This is a genomic window from Deinococcus sedimenti, from assembly GCF_014648135.1.
Classification (GTDB): Bacteria; Deinococcota; Deinococci; order Deinococcales; family Deinococcaceae; genus Deinococcus; species Deinococcus sedimenti.
This window is the reverse complement of sequence record NZ_BMQN01000023.1, coordinates 1-18,791: the sequence shown is the minus strand read 5'-3', so window position 1 is coordinate 18,791 and position 18,791 is coordinate 1. Positions and strand designations below refer to the sequence as shown.

Genomic DNA, 18,791 nt, shown 5'->3' with positions numbered 1-18,791 from the left:
CAGTGATCAGGTTCGTCCTCAGGCCGACGCGCTCGCCGGTTCGTCCCTCACGCGGCGCTGGTGGTGTGTGTGGGATGCGACTAACGATTCGTGCGGGGCAGGAGTTCGAAGGTGAGGTTGCGCTGCCATCCGGGTAAAGGTCGTGACGGTGCAGCAGGTCGTGGATCTGGTCACAGCTCAGGAACGCTGAACGCGCCCCGTGCCGGACGATGGTGTCATTGTAGCGAGTGCAGATACTCTACTGATCGAAAGAAAGAAAACGCACTCGGGCGTCGAGTCTGACCGGCGAACACGTAGCTTGATTGCGGCCCGAGTCAGGTCTGGCCCCCTCCCGGGGGCCACGCCGAACGCATGACCGCCACGATCACCATCTCCACCGAGCGCACCCAGCGCGCTGCCCCCGCCCTGCACGAACCGGTCCTCGCCCTGATCCTGTACGCGCCGGGCGGCCAGGACGGCCTGAGCAGTGGGTACACCCGCAAGCACCGCATCCGGCACGACGGCCGTGGCCGGGCCCTGCTCGGCGCCGCGCAGGCCCTCACCCGCGAGGACGCCCGTGACCTCCTGATGACCCTGGGCGGCCGGGCCCTCACGCCCACCCGGCAGAACACGCTGGCCACCTCGCCCACCGCGTGCGCCTGGTGGATCCCCGCCGGGGAACGAGCCTTCCTGTTCAACCCCAAGTACGCCCAGGCCGGCAGCGTGGCCCGCTTCTCCGGGCAGCTCGTCCCCCACCCACCCCTGGTGTTCATTGCCGGGCCGGGCAGCCTGAGCGTGTACGCCCTCCGGGAGAACACGCGCCCCACCCTGGACACGCCCGTGTGCCACGCGCCGTTCTGGAACATCTTCCCCAGCGGACAGGTGTGCCGGGGGTCCACCGCGTACCCGCAGGCCTGCACGCCGGACACGCAACCCGACTGGGCGGAGGTGTTCTTCCAATCGGAGTTCACCGGGCCGAGCCGCACGGACCGGTACATGAACTGGGGGAAGAGCTACGAGGAACTGCTGGACATGGCGCAGGCGCAGGGCACGTTCCCGGCCGAGGTGCTCGTGGACGCGGGGAAGACCCTCGGGCAGATCCTGACCTGATCGCCGTCACCCCCAGGCACGTCACCGTGCGGACCATGGACACGCCGCCGGTCACCGAACCACACTTCCCCTCGCGCCTCGTCCTCCTCGCCGACAACGACGCGTGCTGCGCCCGGCTCCAGACCGGGAAGGACACCTCGGTGACCGGCCACGGGCCTACCATCGAGGCCGCCCTGACGCACTTGGCGGCCCAACAGCCCGTCCTGCTGCCGCCCGCCCCAGGCCTCGACGTCCCCCTGACGCCCGGCCATCACCTCACCGTGGAACTGCGCGTGCAGCAGCCGGACTTCGATTTCGTCTTCGCGGCCTGGTGGACCACCCCCCAGGGCCGAGCGCTGAACCGCCCCGTCCTCGCGGCGACCGCCCCGCAGGCCATCGCGGACCTGCTGGCCGCCCACCCTGACCCCGCCGCGATCCGACCAACCCAACCGCGCTCGGGCGGCACCCGCACGCCCGGTCCCACCCGGAAGTAGCGCTGCCCGCCCCGCCCAGGAGTGATGGCCCCCGGCACGCCCGGGGGCCACGGGCACGCATGGCCCAGACCAGATATCGCCCCCGGTTCATCCCCGGGGAAGTCCGCGCCGTACAGGGCGACCAGACCCAGACCGTGCCCTGCGTCCGCCTCGCTGACCTGCCCGGCGCCGCGCTGCACCGCATGCTCGACGACGCCGGGTGGGCCCTCACGCACGAACGCTCCGGCCTCGCCATCCGCGCCCTGCTGCCCACGGAACGCGTCGGGCGGCGCCTCATGCGCTGCCTCGCTGGGCATGACTTCGACCGGGAGCAGGCCGAGGTCATCCGCGACGAGCGCCTCACCGCCGATGTGCTGGGCTTCGCATCCCAGCTCACCGGTGAGCAGCTGTACGCCCACAACCCGGATGGCACGTGGACGCTGACGTTCTGACCCGCCCCCATTCCACCCCCTCAGGAGCACCCATGTTCAACCCCAACGGATACGACATCAAAGGCGTGAAGTACCTCCCCACCCACGACGGCGTCGCCTTCACCGGCACGCTGCTCAAGGACGGCAAACGCATCGGCACCATCGAGAACAGCGGCACCGGCGGCCCGAACTGCGCGCACTTCGACACGCGCGACGCCGAGGCCGCGTGCCGCGCGTGGGTCGCCACGCTCGGCACGCACACCTACCCCGCCCGTGGCGCCCTGCCCGAATTCACGGTTCCGCACGACGAGGAGACGGCCATCGAGTGCCTGCTCGTGATCGACGACGAGCGCCGCGAGGCACGAGACTTCGACCGGCGCGCGAAGACCGCCATCGTGTACCGCGAGCACGGCGACCGCTCTGATCAGTACCGCAGCGCGAAGTTCAAGGCTCCCCTCACGCCAGCCACCGCGCTCGCCGAGTACCGCGCCCGCGCGCCCTGGTGGAAGAAGGTCACGGAGGTGTGGCACATCGGCCAGGGCTGGAAGCCCGAAGGGGACCCGACAGCGTGACCGAGGGTGGACCGATGTTCGGTCCACCCTCTTTTCGTCGTGCCCGGCGACCGCGCCCCATGAGTCCTGGCCGGGGGAAACACCCCCCGGCCTTGCCGCGCGGCATGACCTTCAATGGCTTCATTCCAGTGCTCACGCACCGCTACCCGCTCGACGCGCTGCTCACGCCGTACGTGGAACGCTACGCGCCCGCCGCCCTGATGAGCGCCGCCGAACTCCGCGCCGCGCCCGGCGCCCCGCTGCCCGCCCTGCCCCTGATGATCGACAGCGGCGGGTACCAGGCCCTGGACGCCCACGCGACCGTCGTGGACACCGGTGCGTTCGCGGCGCTGCACGTGCCCGGCCAGGCTCCCCTCACGCCGCTGGACGTGTACGATCTGCAGCGGTCCGCGCGGGCTGCCGTGTGCTTCACGCTGGACTTCCCCGCGCCCGCCACCGCGACCACCGACGAACGCGCCCGCCGCCTCCACCTCGGGGAACGCAACGCCCTGTGGGCCCTGTCCCAGATCCGCCCCGGCACCCTATACGCCAGCGTCCAGCCCGGCCAGGACCTCACCGCGATCCTCGCCGCCCGCCCGGACGGCCTCGCCCTCGGCGGCCTCGCCCCGCACAGCGCCGACCGGGACCGCATCCGGCACGAGATCCGCACCGTCCGCGCCCAGCTCCCCGCCGGACTGCCCCTGCACGTGTTCGGCCTCGGGCACCCCGACTCCATCCACGCGGCCCTCACGGCCGGCGCGACCACCGTGGACTCCAGCAGTCCGCAGCGTATGGCCGCCAGTGGCCGCGCCTGGACGGGGGAGGTCATCCCGGACGCCGCCCCGCACGAACGCCTGCGGCTGGCCGTCACGAACCTCCTCACCGCCCTGCACGCGGACGTGCCCCTCGCCCTGCACCCTGCGTGGCGACCCCTCACCCCCAGGAGAAGCGCGTGACCAGCCCAGCCCCGATCACCGCCCCTCCCGTCCTCTCCGGCCCGGATCTCGCCCTGGCGTGCGGCGTGACCACGCTCCCCGTCAGCGCCCTGATCACGAGCCCCACCGGGAGCGGCAAGACCCATCTCGCTCGCGAGGCCGCCCGGCACGCCCTCCTTCAAGGGGAACGCGTCATCGTCACCGTGCCCACCAAAGCCCTCGCGCACGAGATCGCCCACACCTGGGCCGACCTCCCCGGCCGCGTGCAGGCCTTCACCCGCGACCAGCCCAGCCCCCCACACCGCGCCGCGCACGTCCTGATCATGACGCCCGAACGCCTGGACCTCGTGACGCGCCGCTGGCGCCGCCACCACCCCTGGCTCGCGCGGGTGGGCCTCCTGATCACCGACGAGATCCACACCATCAGCGACCCCGCCCGCGGCGCCGCCCTGGACGCCGCCCTCACCCGCCTGCGGGCCACACTCCCCTTCCTGCGCGTCCTGGCCCTGACCGCCACCTGCGGGAACCCCCGCGTGCTCGCCGACTGGCTCAGTGCCCTGCACATCGGAGGTGGCATCCGACCGATGCCACTCACCTGGACCGCGAAGGCCGTCCGCGCGGTCGCCGACAAACCCGCCGCCCTGCAGCGTGCCCTCACGCCCGGGGAGTCCACCCTGGTGTTCGTGCACGGCCGCCAGCGGGCCACGGACCTCGCCGCGCAGCTCCAGCAGGCCGGGCACGCCAGCGCCGCGCACCACGCGGGCCTCACGCCCGACGTGCGCGCCCAGGTCGAGGCGGACTTCCGGGCGGGCCGCACCCGCGTCCTGATCTGCACGCCCACCCTGGAAGTCGGCGTGAACCTCCCCGCCGAGCACGTGGTGCTGTACGACCTCACCACGTTCGGTCCTGATGGGCGACAGGCGCTGACCGTGAACGCTGCGTGGCAGCGGGCCGGACGCGCCGGGCGGCCCGGCGCCACGCGCGCCCAGGTCACGGTGCTCGGCACCCGCGCGGAGCAGCCCGGCCAGTACGAACGCGGCCGCTTCGAACCGCTCAGCAGTCCCCTGGCCCGTGGCGAACACCTGCTCGGGTTCCTGCTCGGCTGCGTGGACGGCGGGTACGCCCGCACCCGAGCACAGGCGACCCGCATGGCCCAGCAGACCTTCGCGGCGCACACCGGCACCCTGAACGCCCCGCGCGCCGTGGCCACGCTTCTCCTGCGGGGCGCCCTCGCCGACCACGGGGGCGTGCTCAGGGTCACGCCACTGGGCCGCGTGGCCAGTCAGGCCCTGCTCCCTGTCCCCGTCGTCGCGGCCGTCCGCGTCCTCCCACAGGACCCGACGGTGCTGGACGTGCTCCTGTCCGCCGCCGCGCACGTTCGCCTGCCCAGCCTCGGGGACGAGTCGCGCGCCACCCTCGTCGACGCCCTGATGGGCGTCCCGTCCCGCACCCTCGACGCGGGCACCGCCCCGCCGGACGCGGTGATCGGCGCGGCCCTCCTGCACGCCGCCACCCATCACGGGGATGACGGGGCCGCGGGGCTGAGCGGCCTGCACGTCCCGACCGTCACGGCCCTGCGTGAGGACGCCCTCCGCATCGTGAGCGCCTGGCACGCCCTGTCTCCCAGCATCAGCGTGAACCTCACCCGCGTGAGCCTCGCCGCGCAACTCCCTCCCCGCGCCGCGACCCTCGCGCTGCTCAGCGGGGTCGGGCACGTCACCGCCCGCGCGCTGACCCAGGCGGGCGTCCCAGACCTCCCCACGCTCGCCCGCACGCCCCCCGCGCAGCTCACCGCCGCCAGGTTCACGGCCCGCACCGCAGAACGACTCATCGGGGCCGCCCAGGCGTACGGTCCGGTCCCGCTCGCCGAACCCACGCCCGCCTCCCGCGCCCGCACGGTGCTCGCTGACCCAGCCCGGCTCGCCCGCGCCCGCCTCCTGACCGTCACGCCCACCGCTCAGGGCTGGACAGTCACCGGCGGCAGCGAGGCCCGCACCGTCACCCGGCACGGCGACGCGCTCACCTGCGACTGCCCGGATGGGGTCACGCTGTGCAAGCACATCCTGGCCGTGCGTCTGCACCTCACTTGATCACGTGGCGTCCTCGCAGCACTGGCCCACACCCCTGGTGTGGGCCAGGACAGGCGCATGCTCACTCCCCTGACCATCAGCGTCCCCGGCGCCCACAAGCCCGCTCCCACCCCTCAGCAGGCCCTCGAGGATCTCCGGAAGGTGGCCCGCCGACGCCCCGCCCTTCAGCTGCGCCTGAAACGCCTCGCACGCCTGCTCGCCGCGGGCCGCGCCCTGAAGCTCACGGGCGACCCCTGCCGCGTCCAGGCCACCGTCACGGCCCTGCGCGCCTACGCCGCGAAGGAACCCGAAGTCCTCACGGCCGTCACCCCCGACGAAATCCTCGTGGGCCTCTCCCGCGGGTCCGTGCGGGTTAGCGTGCACGACCAGGACGGCTGGCCCATCTGCGAGTACCGCCTGTCGCGCGGAGCGGGTGGCGTGGACATCCTCTGCCGGGACGGCCGCACCCGTGTCCTGTCGGCTGATGAGTTCCGCGCGCAGTTCCGCCTCGCGGTGTTCACGCTCCGCGTGCCCGCCACGTGGAGCGCCCAGACCACGCCCGTCCAGCCGGAGCAGGTGGTCCAGCCGGAGCAGGTGGTTCAGCCGGAGCGGGCCGCGTGACGGTCACCCCTACGTCCGGCACCCTGCACCCTATGCCGCACCAGATCGCGTACACCGACGCCAGCCTCGCCCTGCGGGACGTGTACGCCCTGGCGGCCGTCGTGAACGGCGTGACCGTCACGGCCACCGCGCGGGCGCACACCACCCAGCAGGCTGAACTGCAGGCCGCACGCCTCGCCGTCCAGCACGCCGATCCCGGTCCCCTCCACCTGCATGTGGACTGCCTCGCCACCGTGCACGTCCTGACGGGACTCGCACCGTCCAGGTCGCCCCTGACCGAACCCGCGCGGCACCTCCTCCAACTCGCAGCGGAACGGGGCGTGCACCTGCACGTTCAGTGGATCCCCAGAGGGGAGAACGCCGCCCACCACCCGGCGCACCACGCGGCCGGACACATGCGCACGCATCGCCGTGCCCGCCGCGTCCACCTCCCCCCGCTTCCCCCTGAGACGCCCGGGGTGATCGTCCGCCTGCGCCACCACCCGGACGGCACTTCCGCCCGCGGCGGTGGACTCCGCGCGGTCGCCCACGGCCCCCTGGCCGCCCTGCGCATCCTGATCGATCTCGCGGGCCGCGCCCCACCCGGCGTCCGCGTCCGGGTGCGCGGCGTGCCGCCCTACGCCGCGCACCTCTGGACCCACCCCGAGCACGCCCCGGACGACCTGCTCGCTTCCCTCAGTGCAGCCCGCTGCGCTCTCGCCCTGCGCGGCAGCCGACTGCACTTGATGACCCCGTGACTTCACCCCGCTGGCCTGCCCACCACGTCCCCTCACCCCCCAAGGAGTCCGACACCATGACCACCCCCCACCTGACCGACCTGCTCGACCGCTACGCCACCCTCCGCGACACCATCCTCGGCCTCGAAGCCGAACGCGACCAGCTCGGCGCGGAACTCAAAGCCGCCCTGCTTGACGGCAAGACCGTGCAGACGGACCTGTACCGAGCGGAACTCCGCACCTCGACCACCATCGAGTACCCCCTGGACCGCTTCCGGGAATGCTTCGGGGACGCGGCCACCCTGGAGGTCGCCACCATCGACCGGAAGAAGGCCGATCGCCTCGCCACGGCCGGGGATCTGGACGCGGACACGCTCGCGAACCTCGCCGTGAAGAAACCCCGCGCCCAGAGCCTCGTCCTCACCCAGGTCCGCGCATGACCGGCGGCAACGTGCAGCACTCCTCGGCCGCCACCCCGCAGATCATGGCCACCCACACGGTCACCCTCACCCTCGCGTCCGGGGTGCCCGTCATCGTCTCCCACCGGCAGGACGTGGACGGGGACGCCATCGTGATCGAGGCGCCGCAGGGCGTCGGCGGGTTCCACCCCTCCTGGGCCGCCACGTGCGCCGCCCGCCTGATCGACGGGACGGCCGGGACCTTCCGTGATCACAGCGACCCGCTGGACCCCGCGAGCATCACCCTGCACCCGGCCTGCCTGACCCTGAGCGTGCACGGCGAGGACGTCACCCTGCACGTCACGCCCGCCGACCGTCAGCTCCTGGCGGACGCCATCACGGCCGTCGCCGCCGCCGCGCCAGAGGTGATCGCGTGAGCGTCCTGCACGCCCTGGCCGCGCACTGCGAGGGAGATGTGGCCCGACTCGTGGGCCTGCTGGACGTGCTCGACACGGGCACGCTGCGCGCGGCCCGCATCGAACGCGCGCAGCTGCCCACCCCCCACCCGCCTCAGCCGCTGAGCGCCCCGCAACTCGACCAGCAGGCCCTCGCCGACGAGTTCACCGCCGCGCAACTCGATGACCTGCGGGCGACGTGCCTCGTGACGGCTGACCACACCCTGCCTGATCTCGTGCACCTGGACCGCCGCGCCTATCTCTGCCTGGAGCTCGCGGGCCTCCTGCGCGAGGTGGCCGCCCGGCGCCGCGAGCTCGCCCTCGACCTCAGCTGAGCAGCACAGACGTGCCGCGACTGGAGACCTCATGACCCTGCTCACCCTCATCCTGCTGTACGTCATCGTCCTCGGCGCGCTCGGTTCCCTCGCAGCAGCGGCCATCGCCGTGAAGGTCCGCCGCGGTCCCCGGCAACCCTGACACAGCCCTGGCCCCCTCACGGGGGCCACGCGGCCGTCATGCTCACCGCCCTGCTCGCCATCACCGCACCCCTGATCCTCGCCCGTATGCTGTTCGGCGCACGACCCACGGACCACCCATGAAACACACCACGAAAACCGCTCTCCGGCAGGCCCTGAAGCTCCTCTCCCCATCCACGCTGCGCATGTTCGCCAGTGAGATCGGCCTGGTGGAGCACCGGCGCGGCCGCGCGACGAACGACGTGACCGCCGCGCAACTCGCCGATCACGCGCACGCGCACCCGGTCCGCGCGCGGCAGCTCGCGGTGTCCCTCCAGGCGGCCACCAAGGACCCGCGCTTCACCCCGGCTGTGGACGCACTGATGGGCGTGCGGGGCGCCGGGCCGCTCACGCTCAGCACGTGGACGCTCACGCCCGAAGGTCTGCACCGCCTGCGCGTGCAGCACGGTCAGAAGCCGCCGGTGTGGGTGGAGTACAGCACGGACGCCCGGGTGGGCCTGATTGCCCTCGCGGCACCCGACGCCCAAGTGGCCGCGCCGGTCCTGCCCAGCACCTTCCCGGAGACGGTGGGGAAGGAACTCCCGGCGTTGATCCTGCCGCCCACCTCTCGCTGACGCACCCTGCAGTCCTGGCCCCCTCCTGGGGGCCACGTGCCGTGCATGATCGAAGCCAACGACAACCAGCAAGTCACCCAGTCCTTGACCGCAGCCTCTCAGCCCTGCTCAATGACCGTGCAGCTGGCCGCGCTCGTTCAGGACCCCGCCACGCTCGAACGTCTCGCACTGGCCCTCCAGCACGCACCGGAGGCCCTGGCGGAGGTGCTGGGCGTGGAACTGCCCGGCCTGCTGGACAGCGTGGGTGCGTACCACGTGGCCTGCCCGGGGTGCAGCGCGAAGCATGTGGAATGCACGCTGCTCGAGGCGCCGGACGAGACCTGGACGTGCCCCACCTGCGGGGTGGCGAGTGCTGCACACGACTGGATGCAGTCCCGCCGCGCGCTCCGCGCCTGACCAGCCCTGGCCCCCACTCCGGGGGCCACGCGGCCGTCATGATCCCCACGCTGCCCTCAACAGTCCTCGACACCCTGGCCGCCGCGCACTTCGCAGGAGACCTTCCCGCTCTGCTGCATCTCCTCACCACGCTGGACGACGCTACCTTCGCGCAGGCCCGAGTGGAACGCGATGCCTTACTGCATTACCCGCCCCAGGGACTCACAGCCGACGTTCTTCGCACTCAGGCTGCCCTGGACGAACGAACGATGCGGCAACTGCACGACCTCAAGGATGCGGAGTTCCGGAACGCCCCCGCCACCGCGGAGGACCTGAAGACCAGTGACCAGCGTATTGAGGCGTTCGATCACCTTGCTCAGCTGCTGGACGGTACCCGCCGTGCTCGTCTCTCCCTGGCCCTGACTTTGCAGGAACAGGCCGCCGTAGCAGGTCGCTGAATCTCAAACCTGGCCCCCACTCCGGGGGCCACGCGGCCGTCATGGCGAAGTTCCTGATCACCCTTGACCCCGATCACCCTGAGCACCTCACGCAAGCCCTCGCGCAGACGACCGGGAGTGAGATCGTCGCCCTCGAACGCGAGGGACGCACCCTGTACGTCGCGTGCCGCCGGGCAGGGCTCACCACCGCCATGATCGGCACCGTGCACCTGCTGAACGGCCCGCTCCCGACCGGGGAGAACGCCGCGCTCACCCTCGAAGGGGAAGGACGCAACCCAGAGGCCGCCCGCGCCAGCCGGGCGTTCACGCGGCACCTCACGCCCGCAGGCCTGCACGTGGACGGGACGTGGCGGGCCCGCTGCGAGGCGTGGCAGGCCCGCCTGAAGGCCGCACAGAGCGGGGAGCGACTCCTGGGCGAGTACCCGGACGCAGAGGGCTACGTCGGCTACAACGCGGAGGGCAAGCGCGCGTTCGAACTGGACGCCCGGCGGTTCCTGAAAGCCGTGCAGCGGCACCTGGGCTGGAAGGGGACGGTGCACTGGAATCCGGGTGGGATCGCGGTGAGTGGCGAGATGACCGCGCACCTCGCTCCAGACGGTTCGGACACAGGCGTGTTCATCGAAGTCTCCGCCTGCGGGCTCTGGATGCCCCGGCAGGCCAGCCCGAGTGGCGTGGGCATCATGTGGCGGGTGGAGCCGCTCGCCGGGCAGGACCGCTGGGCGCACGAGTACCGCAACCGTTGGGCGAGCTGGATGCTGCCGGCCACACAACTGGCCCAGGACATGCGCGCGGCCCTCCCGCCGGAGCACGTGGACACCCAGGTGGCGTGAAGCCCTGGCCCCGCACCCGGGGCCACGCCTCACGGATGCCCAGATCGCCCAGACCGCCCCGCGCCCCACGCACGCCCGAGCAAGCCAGTGAACGCAACGCCAGGCGCTGGAACGACCGGCAGCGCGCCCGCCTGCCCCTGTTCATGGACGCCGGCCTGGAAGGCGACCTGATCCGCACTGGGGTTCTGCGCGACCGCCCGGCCGATCATCAGGTGCGGCTGAGTGATGACCTCCGAACCCGGCGCGCGGCCCTGGATGCGGTGGCGGCCGTGCACGGCGAGCAGTTCCGCCGCGCGATGAAACGCCACTGTCCGGAGGCGTACCCGGACGCCCTGCGCCAGCTGCGCCGCCTGCGCGCCCTGGCGCCCAGCGTCCGGCGTGCCGTCTCCACCAGTGACCACTGGCTGGGGGCCCTGCGCCGCACCCTGCCCCGCGAGGCGTTCCTCTCCGTGGTGGACGAGATCTGGCCGGAACACGCCCAGTCCCTGCGGCAGGCGGCAGACATCCGGGGGCGCATTCAACGGAGTATGGAGCGCGGCCAGATCAACCCCTGGAGTCACGTGGACTGACTCAGAGGAGCAGCGTGACGAGGCCCGCGGCAGCCACGCCGCCAGTGAGGTAGACGGGCGTCCGTCCGAGGGCCGCTGTGACCCGCTCGCCGGGCTGAACAAAGCCGAGCGTCCACACGTTCAGCAGGGCCAGCGCCACGACGAACCCACACGCGAGCAGGACCGCCCAGTGCAGGAGGGGGAAGGGGAAGAGGACGGCGAGCAGGACGCTCACGAGAAGCGCGGCCGCGATCAGGAAGGTTTCCTGATCGGCCGTCACGAGGCCACTCCGGTGCGGGTCATGGGTCTACTGTGCGCAGACAGGTCGGCCAGGGGCAAGACCACGTCCGGTCCGACGAGGGCGTCCGCGTGCTCCTGCAGGAACGCCGCGGGCACACTGAGGCCCGCCGCGTTCACGACGAACAGCGTCCCAGTGGGGTGGACCCACACGACGTGACCACCCAGGGGGCGGGCGTGCGGCCAGGCGCCCATGCGGCCCGTGACGTCGGCAGCGGCCCAGTCACGCACCATCGCGGCCAGGGCGGGATGGACGCCCCGCAGGTGCACGGTCTGAACATGCCGGGCGAGGTGCAGGCCGAGAGCGGCGTCACGCGTCCACACGGTGAGGTGGGGCGCGAAGCCGCCCCCGTGCGCGGTGGGGGTGTCCAGGGGCGGGTGGAAGGCCTGGATGCTGGGCGTGCGGGTCTGGCTGACGCTGTACCGCACGGCGCCTGGGGTCAGGGTGAAGCGGATGGTGGTGACGTACAGGGCGTGTTCGGTGAGGTCCTCTTCGCTCAGGGCGGTCAGGGGCTGCACGTGGTACCGGACGTGACCAGCCTGTTCGTTCAGGACCTGCGCGACCCGCGTGGCGTGCGCTTCCGGGCAGTGCAGGACGTGCAGTGGAGTGTGGACGGGGCCGCCTGGGGCGTCGTGGGTGCGCAGGAGGGTGAACACGCCAGGAACGGGGGTGCCGCCGTGGGGGTGGGGGGGCAGGGTCATGAATGGAGCGTCCCGTGCGTGGGGGTGACGCGTGCAAGACCATGCGCGGTCCACCCGCTGGGGTGATCAGGGGTGGCCTGCCCGGGGGGCAGGCCAGGGCAGGGGGGTTCACGCGTGCCGCACCGCGATCACGCCCGTTTCGTCCTCACTCCAGGAGCACCCCATGAATGAGATTCCGCACCGCAGCAGCCTTGTGCTGGTCGACGCCATCGGCACCCGCATCACCGTGTACGCGAACACCCCGCAGGAACTCCGCGCCCTGCAACGCGAGTACGGACGGCGAGGGTACCGGCCCGAGGGGGAGATCCCGTGCGGGGGCCTCCAGTTGCCGTACGCGCAGCACGACACGTTCGACTGGTCGCTGATCGGCGCGACCCCGTGGACGAGCCCGGATGGAGACCGGGGCGTGATTCACGACGGGAGCTTCTACAAGCTCAGGGAGCTCGAAGCCGTGGACTCCAGGAAGATGAAACTTCCGGCGGCGCTGAAGTACAGCCGTGGGGCGCGGGAGACGGACCCGGAGCACCTCGTGGAGGAGTCGAACGGGGAGTTCAAGTACCGGACGCTGATCATGTTTCGGGGTGGCGGGAAGGCCCTGCCGGAATTCAGCCTGCCGGGCGGGCAGCGGCAGCGGCACGCGATCGGGGCGACGCAGGAGAACGCTGCAGACTGACCCGCGAGTGGGGAGAGGCCCGTGCCTCGTCCCCACTGCACAGCAACCCCTCAGGGGTGGCCCCACCGCATCGGTGGGGCCAGGTCGCGCTGCAACCCCACGTGCTCAGCCGTGGCGTTCAGGAGACCCCATCATGCCCAAGACTGCCCCACGCGCCCGCCCGATCCCCTCGACCCCCGACCCGATCCCCTTCACCCCTGCACTGACACCGCCGGACGCCCGGTTCGCGGTGCCCACCCTGAGCGCGGACGCGCAGCTCGCGTTCGACCGTCTCTCCCAGGATGGACGGCTGTCCCAGGTGGCCCTGACCAGACTCGTCGGGGAAGCGCGGGCAGGAGACGTGCTGGCGGAACTCACGGCGGCGTGGCTGGCCGTGGAGGTCCCGGGGGGCCTGGAGACACGCTCGGGCCGGGCAGGGTATATCGCGCCGGTGCAGTGGGTGCCGGCGGCGGGCCTGCTGGAGGTGGAGGCGGCCGCGCGGCTCCTGTCGGGGCGGAGTGGGCTGCTGGGGGTGTTCGCGCGGGCGCTGGACATGGACCGGGCGGGGGCGCTGGGGGTGATGCGGGCCCTGGTGGTGCTGGGATGGGCGCAGGGGGGGCCGGTGGGGGCGACGTTCGCGTTCCGCGTGCACGCCCAGGATCAGGTGCCTGCGCAGGAGGACCAGTCCTGCCCGCCGGATGGCGGGCCTCTTCACGTGGAACCCAGGGTCGCTGAGGCGACGGTGGTCGAGGCGTGGGTGCCTGATGGCGTGGTCACCCCTACGCCGCGTACCGTGACGGCAGGAGGTTCCCGCATGTCCAGGCCCATTCCCACGAACTTCACTCCGGAGCAGCGCGCCTTCCTGACGGCCGTGACGGACTCGAATCGGCATCTGTTCCTGCGGGCGACCGCCGGGGCCGGGAAGACGACCACGCTCAGTGAGGCGGCGTGGCACCTGGAGGGGCGTGGCGTGTACTTCGCGTACAACCGGCACGCGGTGGCCGACCTCCAGCCGCGCTTGCCTGACCGGATGCGAGCCCTGACGCTGCACGCGCACGGATTCCGCCTCCTGCAGCAGCAGCTGGGCAACCCCTTGCAGATCCTCGACGAGAAGGGCCGCCTGGTCGCGTCCACGGTCATCCCGGACCGCACGCAGCTCCATGCGCCTGCTGCGCGGGCGTGGACGATCGCGCGGGAGGAAGGCCTGCACCTCCTGACGCCGGAGCGGGCCGCGTGGCTGGCGGACCGGGCCCAGTGGCCCGCAGAGCCCGACGAGCTGGTGGACTTGATCCCCGTCTTCCATCAGGTGGGTGCGGACCTCTGGTCAGACGCGGGTGCGGCGGATTTCACGGATTTGCTGTGGCTCCCGGTGACCCTCGGGTACGGGGCGGGGAGCCTGTCCCTGGCGCTCGTCGACGAGGCGCAGGACCTGACGCCACTGCGTCAGCGGTACGTCCTGCATCTGCTGGGTCTGCGTGGAGCGTCCGCGTCCCCCGGGCGACTGATCTTCGTGGGGGACAGCGACCAGTCCATCTACACGTGGGCGGGCGCGGACCCCATGGCGCTGTCTCGCCTCAAGGAACGCGTGGACGCGCTCGAACTCCCGCTGAGCGTGTCGTTCCGCTGCCCGCGTGAGGTGGTGCGGTACGCGCGGGCGCACTCGAGCTTCATCCGGCCCGCGTCGCGGGCGGAGCCGGGCATCGTCGAGCATGTCAGCGCGGAGACAACCACGTACGCTCGGGGGGACGTGGTGTTGTGCCGCACGAACGCGCCGCTGATCCGCCTGGCGCTGGAATTGATGAGTCGGAAACAGAGCGTGGCGGTGACGGGGCGGGATCTCGCGCAGCGGCTGCGGGAGGGCGTGACCGAGGCGTTCCCGCCGGACTTCGAGAACGACATGGTGACCGATCTGGTTCGGGCGTACCTGGAACCGGTGGCCACGCCACTCAAGGTGCGGGTGAGCACGGGCGATCAGGGAGCCCGGCGGGCGTTGACGGAACTCCTCGATGTGGGCCGCTGCCTGCGGTACCTGGCGTGGGTGGTGTCGCGGCGCACGGGAGTGGGAACGCAGGCGGACGCCCTGACGCTGCTGGGGCAGCTGTGCCGGGAGGATGCGGAGGCGGACGTGCTGCTGGCGTCGGTGCACCGGGCGAAGGGCAAGGAGTGGCCGCGGGTGACGATTCTGCACCCGGAGTTGATGCCGCTGAGTCAGGGGGACCCGGTGGAGGAGCGGGCGGTGCAGTTCGTGGCGGTGACGCGGGCACAGCGGGTGTTGCGGTTCGCGTATGGGAAGGAGGCGTGGGCAGCGCAGCAGCTGGTGATGCCGGGCGTCCTACCCGCTGTGGAAGTGGAGGAGGTCGCACCTGAGCTGCCTGTCTGGGCCGAGGTGCTGGAGGATGCGGCTCCGGTGCCCTCGCCTATCCTTGCTTCGTCGGTGCCGCCGCCCAGTTCGGGGTGCCGGTCGATGCTGCCGGCGCTGCCGGAGGGGGGACCGCCGGTGGCCACTCTGACGGATCCCCGGGGGGCGTGGCCGCTGTTCGGTGGGGGCACGCCGATGCCGCTGGGCCTCGTACGCGAGCGGCTGGCGGCGCTCGCTGAGGAGGATCGGACCTTGCTGCGCACGTGGGCGGCAGACGGTCTGACGCTGCTGCAGGACGTGGAGGCGCCGTACGTGGCGGTGCACGAGGTGCACCTGGCGTTATTCGAGCGGGCGGCGCGTCAGGCGCGGCTGGCCATTCCGGCGTTGTTCGGATCAGGCGTGCCGGTGTGCGTGTTCGAAGGGCCGCTGTTGCGCGTGCGCCTGGCGCGCAAGGTACGGTTGAGCGGGCGGGTTCTGCGCGTGGCACTGGGGGACGTGGAATTGCAGTTCGACCGGGCAAGTGGGGAACTGCTGGATGGGGCGGAGCCGCTCGCGCCATTCATCCGGCCGGCGGAACTGGGTCGTTTGCAGGCCAGTTGAGCGTCGTCGTGCGGAGACACTTTGTGGAGTTGGGGCAGGAACAGGGGGAAGAGAATTCACCTCTCGACATCGATGTTGAGTGATCCCTGTCAGTGGCCGGTTGCTTGCCTCAAGTTGGCCACGAATTGTTCCTGTTTTCCAGCGGCGACGGCCGATACAGCAGTTCGCAGGAGTTCTGCTGGAATGATGTCGCCTGTGAGGACGCGGTGTCGGATCTGGTCGTAGTCCGGTGCGCGGAGCAACTTCCGGTAGTGCAGGTCCAGTCGGCGGATCAGGCGGTCTGCTGCCCGCTCGGGCGTCAGATCCGCGAAGTCTTCTTCAAGGCTGGGTTCAGCGAGTAGAGGCTGCATGGTTGGTGCAGCTTTCGTGGGGGGTGGGGCGGGCTTATTCGGGTAGGGGTAGTCGTCGGGATGGGCGATCAGGTGCATCAGGGCCGCGGCTTTGGTTTTCCGGACGACCAGGACGCCGGAGGAGACCAGTGCGGCAAAGCGGGTGATGGTTTCTGTCAGGAAGCTCTCGCCGTGTTCCCGGACGAGTTTGCGGACCATGCCGTCGGCGACGCCATACTCCCGGAACTTGCGCATGAGGGCCGGGTCGACCTTGGTGAAGTCCCGGGCGAATTCGTAACGGACGGTTTGGTCTTTGCCGCGGCCGGAGAGGATGACGTCAGCGAGGTACCCGCGTTTGATCAGTTCTTGGTGTGGGGAGGTCAGGGCGCGGATGACCCGCCAGGCCTGGCCTTCGCTGGGGATCTTGCATTGGTCGCCCCAGGCGAGGACGGGGAAGGTGAGGGTATCGACCTGCCGGTCTGGGTTTTCCGGGTCGAAGCGGGCGGCGTCGAGGACCCGGTAGAGCACGCGGGTGCGTGGGCGGGAGAGGGAGGTCATGAACTCGGAGTCGAGGGGTTTGAGGTATCCACTGCGGATGCTGGCGGTGACGTCTTCGGCGAGGCGGAGAACGATCATGGAGCGTTCGTCGAAGAGGCCGACGCCGTCGAGTGTCGTGAAGTTCAGTGACTCGATGAAGTGGAATTTCGCGTGCGTCCAGCGTTGTTTGGGGTGGTCGCGCCATCCACCGGAGACGGTGTAGTTCGCTTGGTGGAGGCGTTCGAGGCAGGCGCGCAGCAGGCCCATGTACTTGCCGGACTTGTGCCAGCCGCACAGGTGAAGCAGGGCAGTGGCGGCGACGGTGATGCGGCCGTCGTCAGGCATGCCTTCTTCGATATAGAGGTTGATCAGGGCCGCGCTGACGTCACTGTCGAGACCGTGTGGGACGGCGTATTTGACGCCTGCTTCGCAACTGATGCGGACGATGCGGCCGCGGGACTCGTAAGTGACGCTCCATTCCTGCATGTCAACTTGGTCCAGCGCCACGATGAGGTTGAGGCGGGAGAGGTTGAGGTCGTCGTGGTGGCGCGGCTGGATCTTCAAGGTCGTGATGATGATTCTATGGGTACTTCTGGAAAAAAGAAGTAAAGATTTGAAATGATGACATCATCAGTGACGGGTATTGGATGTCGACTGGATCGCGGTTTTCTGCCTGTTTGCAATGGGTGTGTCACCGTGGATGCAATGAGTGTGTCACCGTGTTGGGTGATCAATGCGACAGGTGTGTCACCGGGCGTGTTTTGGGTGCGACAGGTGTGTCACAGGGGACGCAACGGGTGGGACACCGCCTGTGCAACGGGTGTGTCACTCGGTTGATTGGGCTTAGCAACCAGTGTGTCACTGGGGTGGCCGTCTGGATTCAATGGGTGTGTCACCGCGTGCCGTGCTTTTTTCAACAGGTGTGTCTCCGTATGGATGGTGGTCTTCAACGGGTGTGTCACCGCGAAGCGTGGCTGTGTTGACGCGCTTATTTGTTCGGGGGCGTGGAGTTAGTTTGCGTATACGGCGGTATATACGAAAGCCTTCCTCTTCCCACCCTTCCCCAGGTGTAGGTCACGATATTCCTACCCGTGTCGGGTAGACGTGTCCGCCATTACGTGCCGCCAGGGTCTGGAAGCTCAGTACCGGACATCTTTGATTTTTGATCGACTGAGACGCAGTTTGCTGATTCCCGCTCTGGGTCACATCCGAAGCAGCAAAAGAGCGGCATCACTGGTCTGTGACGATCCACGATGCCGCTCCGGAACAGCCTACCAGTCTGCCCGATCTGTTGAAAGCACGACTGCCCTTCCTGCGCCGAGACACGCTGAAGCGTGTCTCGGACGTTGTTGAAGCGCTGATTCAGGCTCAATCCACCTGCCACAGACGCTTGGGTACTTTCCTTCCCAGCGACATGTCGCCAGAAGCCAGAAAAAAGCGGCTACAACGGTGCTTTCAGGATCAACAGTTGTCGGGCGAGGTGTTCCTCGACGTCCTGCTTCCCCTCCTGCCCCCAGGAAAGTTGGTCTTCGCCATGGACCGTACGAACTGGGAGCATGGCACCCAGCCCCTGAACCTTCTGGTGCTGGGTGTCGTCCTGCAGGGATTCACGCTTCCTCTCGTCTGGGAAGCCATTCCCCACAGTGGCAGCAGCAACACGTCCACACGCGAGCGACTGGTCGCTCGCCTCCTGAAGCGCCTTCCAGCACGTCGCTGGAAGGTGCTGGTCGCAGATCGGGAATTCCTGGGTCAGCATTGGTTTGAATTTCTCCGGCGCCGACGGATCAAACGGTGTATCCGCATCAAGGGAAGTGCCCGAGTCGATGGTGACCGCCTGGACGAAGTCTATGCCGGGTTGCCGACTGGGCAGATGGTTGCTATGGCGGAGAAGGAGGCCATCTACGGGTGTCGAATGCAGCTCGTGATGGCCAGGTCGCCGGAGGGTGACCTGATGTGCCTGGCGGGTTCTGGCAACTTAACCTGAGTGAGGCCGGAGTAGCTCAGCAGGTGGCTTGAGAATCAAGCCACCTGCTGCATCGCCTCTCGCCAGCGGAGAAGAGCTGCGGATTGATGGCTTCGTCTGAGGGTGGCGGGAACGGTGGTTCGCGTGTGTCGATGGAGGTTCGAGACTCGGGCGTGCAGGGCGAGGAATTCTTGTGTTCGTTTCCGGCGCTTGAAGCCCAGTTGGCTTCGTTCTTGCTGCCGGGTGGGTCGGTGAGATTGCTCCACCATATTGTTACAGCGGGCGGTGGAGATGACCTGAACGTGCTCCACGGCGTGGAGCACGGGAACCTCAC

22 protein-coding genes and 1 pseudogene are annotated in these 18,791 nt (G+C 70.0%); 19 read left to right on the top strand and 4 right to left on the bottom strand.

Annotation, left to right across the window (positions count from 1 at the left end):
- Positions 1–351: 351 nt before the first annotated feature.
- The 16 genes from IEY69_RS19725 (at position 352) to IEY69_RS19650 (ending at position 11,039) form a co-directional block, all read left to right on the top strand.
- Positions 352–1,089: a PRTRC system protein B gene (locus IEY69_RS19725; RefSeq protein ID WP_189074823.1), complete on the top strand. Its 738-nt coding sequence runs from the start codon at positions 352–354 to the stop codon at positions 1,087–1,089.
- Between the two features lie 35 nt (positions 1,090–1,124).
- Entirely contained in the window at positions 1,125–1,562 is a 438-nt protein-coding gene (locus IEY69_RS19720; protein ID WP_189074822.1) for a hypothetical protein, read from the top strand.
- 59 nt (positions 1,563–1,621) lie between these two features.
- Positions 1,622–1,993, top strand: a complete 372-nt coding sequence (locus tag IEY69_RS19715) for a hypothetical protein (RefSeq protein WP_189074821.1) — start codon at positions 1,622–1,624, stop codon at positions 1,991–1,993.
- A gap of 32 nt (positions 1,994–2,025) precedes the next feature.
- Positions 2,026–2,544: a hypothetical protein gene (locus tag IEY69_RS19710; RefSeq protein WP_189074820.1), complete on the top strand. Its 519-nt coding sequence runs from the start codon at positions 2,026–2,028 to the stop codon at positions 2,542–2,544.
- Between the two features lie 104 nt (positions 2,545–2,648).
- Positions 2,649–3,479 carry a tRNA-guanine transglycosylase gene (locus IEY69_RS19705; protein WP_189074819.1) on the top strand — a complete coding sequence of 277 codons (831 nt, stop codon included), beginning with the start codon at positions 2,649–2,651 and terminating at the stop codon, positions 3,477–3,479.
- Positions 3,476–5,548 (top strand): DEAD/DEAH box helicase, encoded by a 2,073-nt coding sequence (locus IEY69_RS19700; protein ID WP_189074818.1) that lies wholly within the window; start codon positions 3,476–3,478, stop codon positions 5,546–5,548. Before IEY69_RS19705 ends, IEY69_RS19700 begins: the two co-directional genes overlap by 4 nt.
- 57 nt (positions 5,549–5,605) lie before the next feature.
- Positions 5,606–6,148, top strand: a complete 543-nt coding sequence (locus IEY69_RS19695; protein WP_189074817.1) for a hypothetical protein — start codon at positions 5,606–5,608, stop codon at positions 6,146–6,148.
- Positions 6,145–6,885, top strand: coding sequence for a ribonuclease H family protein (locus IEY69_RS19690; protein ID WP_189074816.1), 741 nt, complete (start codon positions 6,145–6,147; stop codon positions 6,883–6,885). Before IEY69_RS19695 ends, IEY69_RS19690 begins: the two co-directional genes overlap by 4 nt.
- Positions 6,886–6,941: 56 nt before the next feature.
- Complete coding sequence (locus tag IEY69_RS19685) at positions 6,942–7,304, top strand: hypothetical protein (RefSeq protein ID WP_189074815.1); 363 nt, start codon at positions 6,942–6,944, stop codon at positions 7,302–7,304.
- Positions 7,301–7,699 (top strand): hypothetical protein, encoded by a 399-nt coding sequence (locus tag IEY69_RS19680; protein ID WP_189074814.1) that lies wholly within the window; start codon positions 7,301–7,303, stop codon positions 7,697–7,699. The genes IEY69_RS19685 and IEY69_RS19680 overlap by 4 nt, the downstream gene beginning before the upstream one ends.
- Positions 7,696–8,052: a hypothetical protein gene (locus tag IEY69_RS19675; RefSeq protein WP_189074813.1), complete on the top strand. Its 357-nt coding sequence runs from the start codon at positions 7,696–7,698 to the stop codon at positions 8,050–8,052. Before IEY69_RS19680 ends, IEY69_RS19675 begins: the two co-directional genes overlap by 4 nt.
- A 260-nt stretch (positions 8,053–8,312) precedes the next feature.
- Complete coding sequence (locus tag IEY69_RS19670) at positions 8,313–8,807, top strand: hypothetical protein (protein ID WP_189074812.1); 495 nt, start codon at positions 8,313–8,315, stop codon at positions 8,805–8,807.
- Between the two features lie 111 nt (positions 8,808–8,918).
- Complete coding sequence (locus IEY69_RS19665; RefSeq protein WP_189074811.1) at positions 8,919–9,203, top strand: hypothetical protein; 285 nt, start codon at positions 8,919–8,921, stop codon at positions 9,201–9,203.
- Between the two features lie 38 nt (positions 9,204–9,241).
- The gene (locus tag IEY69_RS19660) at positions 9,242–9,640 is read left to right on the top strand and encodes a hypothetical protein (RefSeq protein WP_189074810.1); all 399 of its coding nucleotides are present in this window, start codon (positions 9,242–9,244) and stop codon (positions 9,638–9,640) included.
- Between the two features lie 41 nt (positions 9,641–9,681).
- Complete coding sequence (locus IEY69_RS19655; RefSeq protein ID WP_189074809.1) at positions 9,682–10,470, top strand: hypothetical protein; 789 nt, start codon at positions 9,682–9,684, stop codon at positions 10,468–10,470.
- Positions 10,471–10,505: 35 nt separating this feature from the next.
- Positions 10,506–11,039, top strand: coding sequence for a hypothetical protein (locus tag IEY69_RS19650; RefSeq protein WP_189074808.1), 534 nt, complete (start codon positions 10,506–10,508; stop codon positions 11,037–11,039).
- A gap of 1 nt (position 11,040) precedes the next feature.
- Here the strand turns inward: IEY69_RS19650 and IEY69_RS19645 are convergent, their stop codons facing one another.
- Positions 11,041–11,298: a hypothetical protein gene (locus tag IEY69_RS19645; protein WP_189074807.1), complete on the bottom strand. Its 258-nt coding sequence runs from the start codon at positions 11,296–11,298 to the stop codon at positions 11,041–11,043.
- Positions 11,295–12,017, bottom strand: a complete 723-nt coding sequence (locus IEY69_RS19640; protein WP_189074806.1) for a hypothetical protein — start codon at positions 12,015–12,017, stop codon at positions 11,295–11,297. The genes IEY69_RS19645 and IEY69_RS19640 overlap by 4 nt, the downstream gene beginning before the upstream one ends.
- 163 nt (positions 12,018–12,180) lie before the next feature.
- Here IEY69_RS19640 and IEY69_RS19635 point away from each other — a divergent pair, with 163 nt between their 5' ends.
- Both IEY69_RS19635 and IEY69_RS19630 read left to right on the top strand, forming a co-directional pair.
- Positions 12,181–12,690 (top strand): single-stranded DNA-binding protein, encoded by a 510-nt coding sequence (locus IEY69_RS19635; RefSeq protein ID WP_189074805.1) that lies wholly within the window; start codon positions 12,181–12,183, stop codon positions 12,688–12,690.
- A gap of 133 nt (positions 12,691–12,823) precedes the next feature.
- Positions 12,824–15,628 carry a UvrD-helicase domain-containing protein gene (locus IEY69_RS19630; RefSeq protein WP_229784143.1) on the top strand — a complete coding sequence of 935 codons (2,805 nt, stop codon included), beginning with the start codon at positions 12,824–12,826 and terminating at the stop codon, positions 15,626–15,628.
- 89 nt (positions 15,629–15,717) lie between these two features.
- On the opposite strand, the gene IEY69_RS19625 is transcribed toward IEY69_RS19630, so the two are convergent.
- Entirely contained in the window at positions 15,718–17,058 is a 1,341-nt protein-coding gene (locus IEY69_RS19625) for a replication initiator protein A (RefSeq protein ID WP_189074804.1), read from the bottom strand.
- Between the two features lie 676 nt (positions 17,059–17,734).
- On the opposite strand from IEY69_RS19625, the gene IEY69_RS19620 reads away from it, so the two are divergent.
- Positions 17,735–18,478, top strand: coding sequence for a transposase (locus IEY69_RS19620; protein WP_189074803.1), 744 nt, complete (start codon positions 17,735–17,737; stop codon positions 18,476–18,478).
- A 35-nt stretch (positions 18,479–18,513) separates the two neighbouring features.
- Here IEY69_RS19620 and IEY69_RS19615 read toward each other — a convergent pair.
- Positions 18,514–18,791: pseudogene (locus IEY69_RS19615) on the bottom strand (DDE-type integrase/transposase/recombinase); the annotation flags it as partial.

Excerpts from the sequence above, each read along its gene's own strand:
- IEY69_RS19630 (WP_229784143.1), top strand. The coding sequence starts at position 12,824 with ATGCCCAAGACTGCCCCACGCGCCCGCCCGATCCCCTCGACCCCCGAC.
- IEY69_RS19670 (WP_189074812.1), top strand. The coding sequence starts at position 8,313 with ATGAAACACACCACGAAAACCGCTCTCCGGCAGGCCCTGAAGCTCCTC.
- IEY69_RS19685 (WP_189074815.1), top strand. The coding sequence starts at position 6,942 with ATGACCACCCCCCACCTGACCGACCTGCTCGACCGCTACGCCACCCTC.
- IEY69_RS19695 (WP_189074817.1), top strand. The coding sequence starts at position 5,606 with ATGCTCACTCCCCTGACCATCAGCGTCCCCGGCGCCCACAAGCCCGCT.
- IEY69_RS19680 (WP_189074814.1), top strand. The coding sequence starts at position 7,301 with ATGACCGGCGGCAACGTGCAGCACTCCTCGGCCGCCACCCCGCAGATC.
- IEY69_RS19725 (WP_189074823.1), top strand. The coding sequence starts at position 352 with ATGACCGCCACGATCACCATCTCCACCGAGCGCACCCAGCGCGCTGCC.
- IEY69_RS19710 (WP_189074820.1), top strand. The coding sequence starts at position 2,026 with ATGTTCAACCCCAACGGATACGACATCAAAGGCGTGAAGTACCTCCCC.
- IEY69_RS19650 (WP_189074808.1), top strand. The coding sequence starts at position 10,506 with ATGCCCAGATCGCCCAGACCGCCCCGCGCCCCACGCACGCCCGAGCAA.
- IEY69_RS19640 (WP_189074806.1), bottom strand. The coding sequence starts at position 12,017 with ATGACCCTGCCCCCCCACCCCCACGGCGGCACCCCCGTTCCTGGCGTG.
- IEY69_RS19665 (WP_189074811.1), top strand. The coding sequence starts at position 8,919 with ATGACCGTGCAGCTGGCCGCGCTCGTTCAGGACCCCGCCACGCTCGAA.
- IEY69_RS19660 (WP_189074810.1), top strand. The coding sequence starts at position 9,242 with ATGATCCCCACGCTGCCCTCAACAGTCCTCGACACCCTGGCCGCCGCG.
- IEY69_RS19720 (WP_189074822.1), top strand. The coding sequence starts at position 1,125 with ATGGACACGCCGCCGGTCACCGAACCACACTTCCCCTCGCGCCTCGTC.
- IEY69_RS19655 (WP_189074809.1), top strand. The coding sequence starts at position 9,682 with ATGGCGAAGTTCCTGATCACCCTTGACCCCGATCACCCTGAGCACCTC.
- IEY69_RS19715 (WP_189074821.1), top strand. The coding sequence starts at position 1,622 with ATGGCCCAGACCAGATATCGCCCCCGGTTCATCCCCGGGGAAGTCCGC.
- IEY69_RS19705 (WP_189074819.1), top strand. The coding sequence starts at position 2,649 with ATGACCTTCAATGGCTTCATTCCAGTGCTCACGCACCGCTACCCGCTC.
- IEY69_RS19635 (WP_189074805.1), top strand. The coding sequence starts at position 12,181 with ATGAATGAGATTCCGCACCGCAGCAGCCTTGTGCTGGTCGACGCCATC.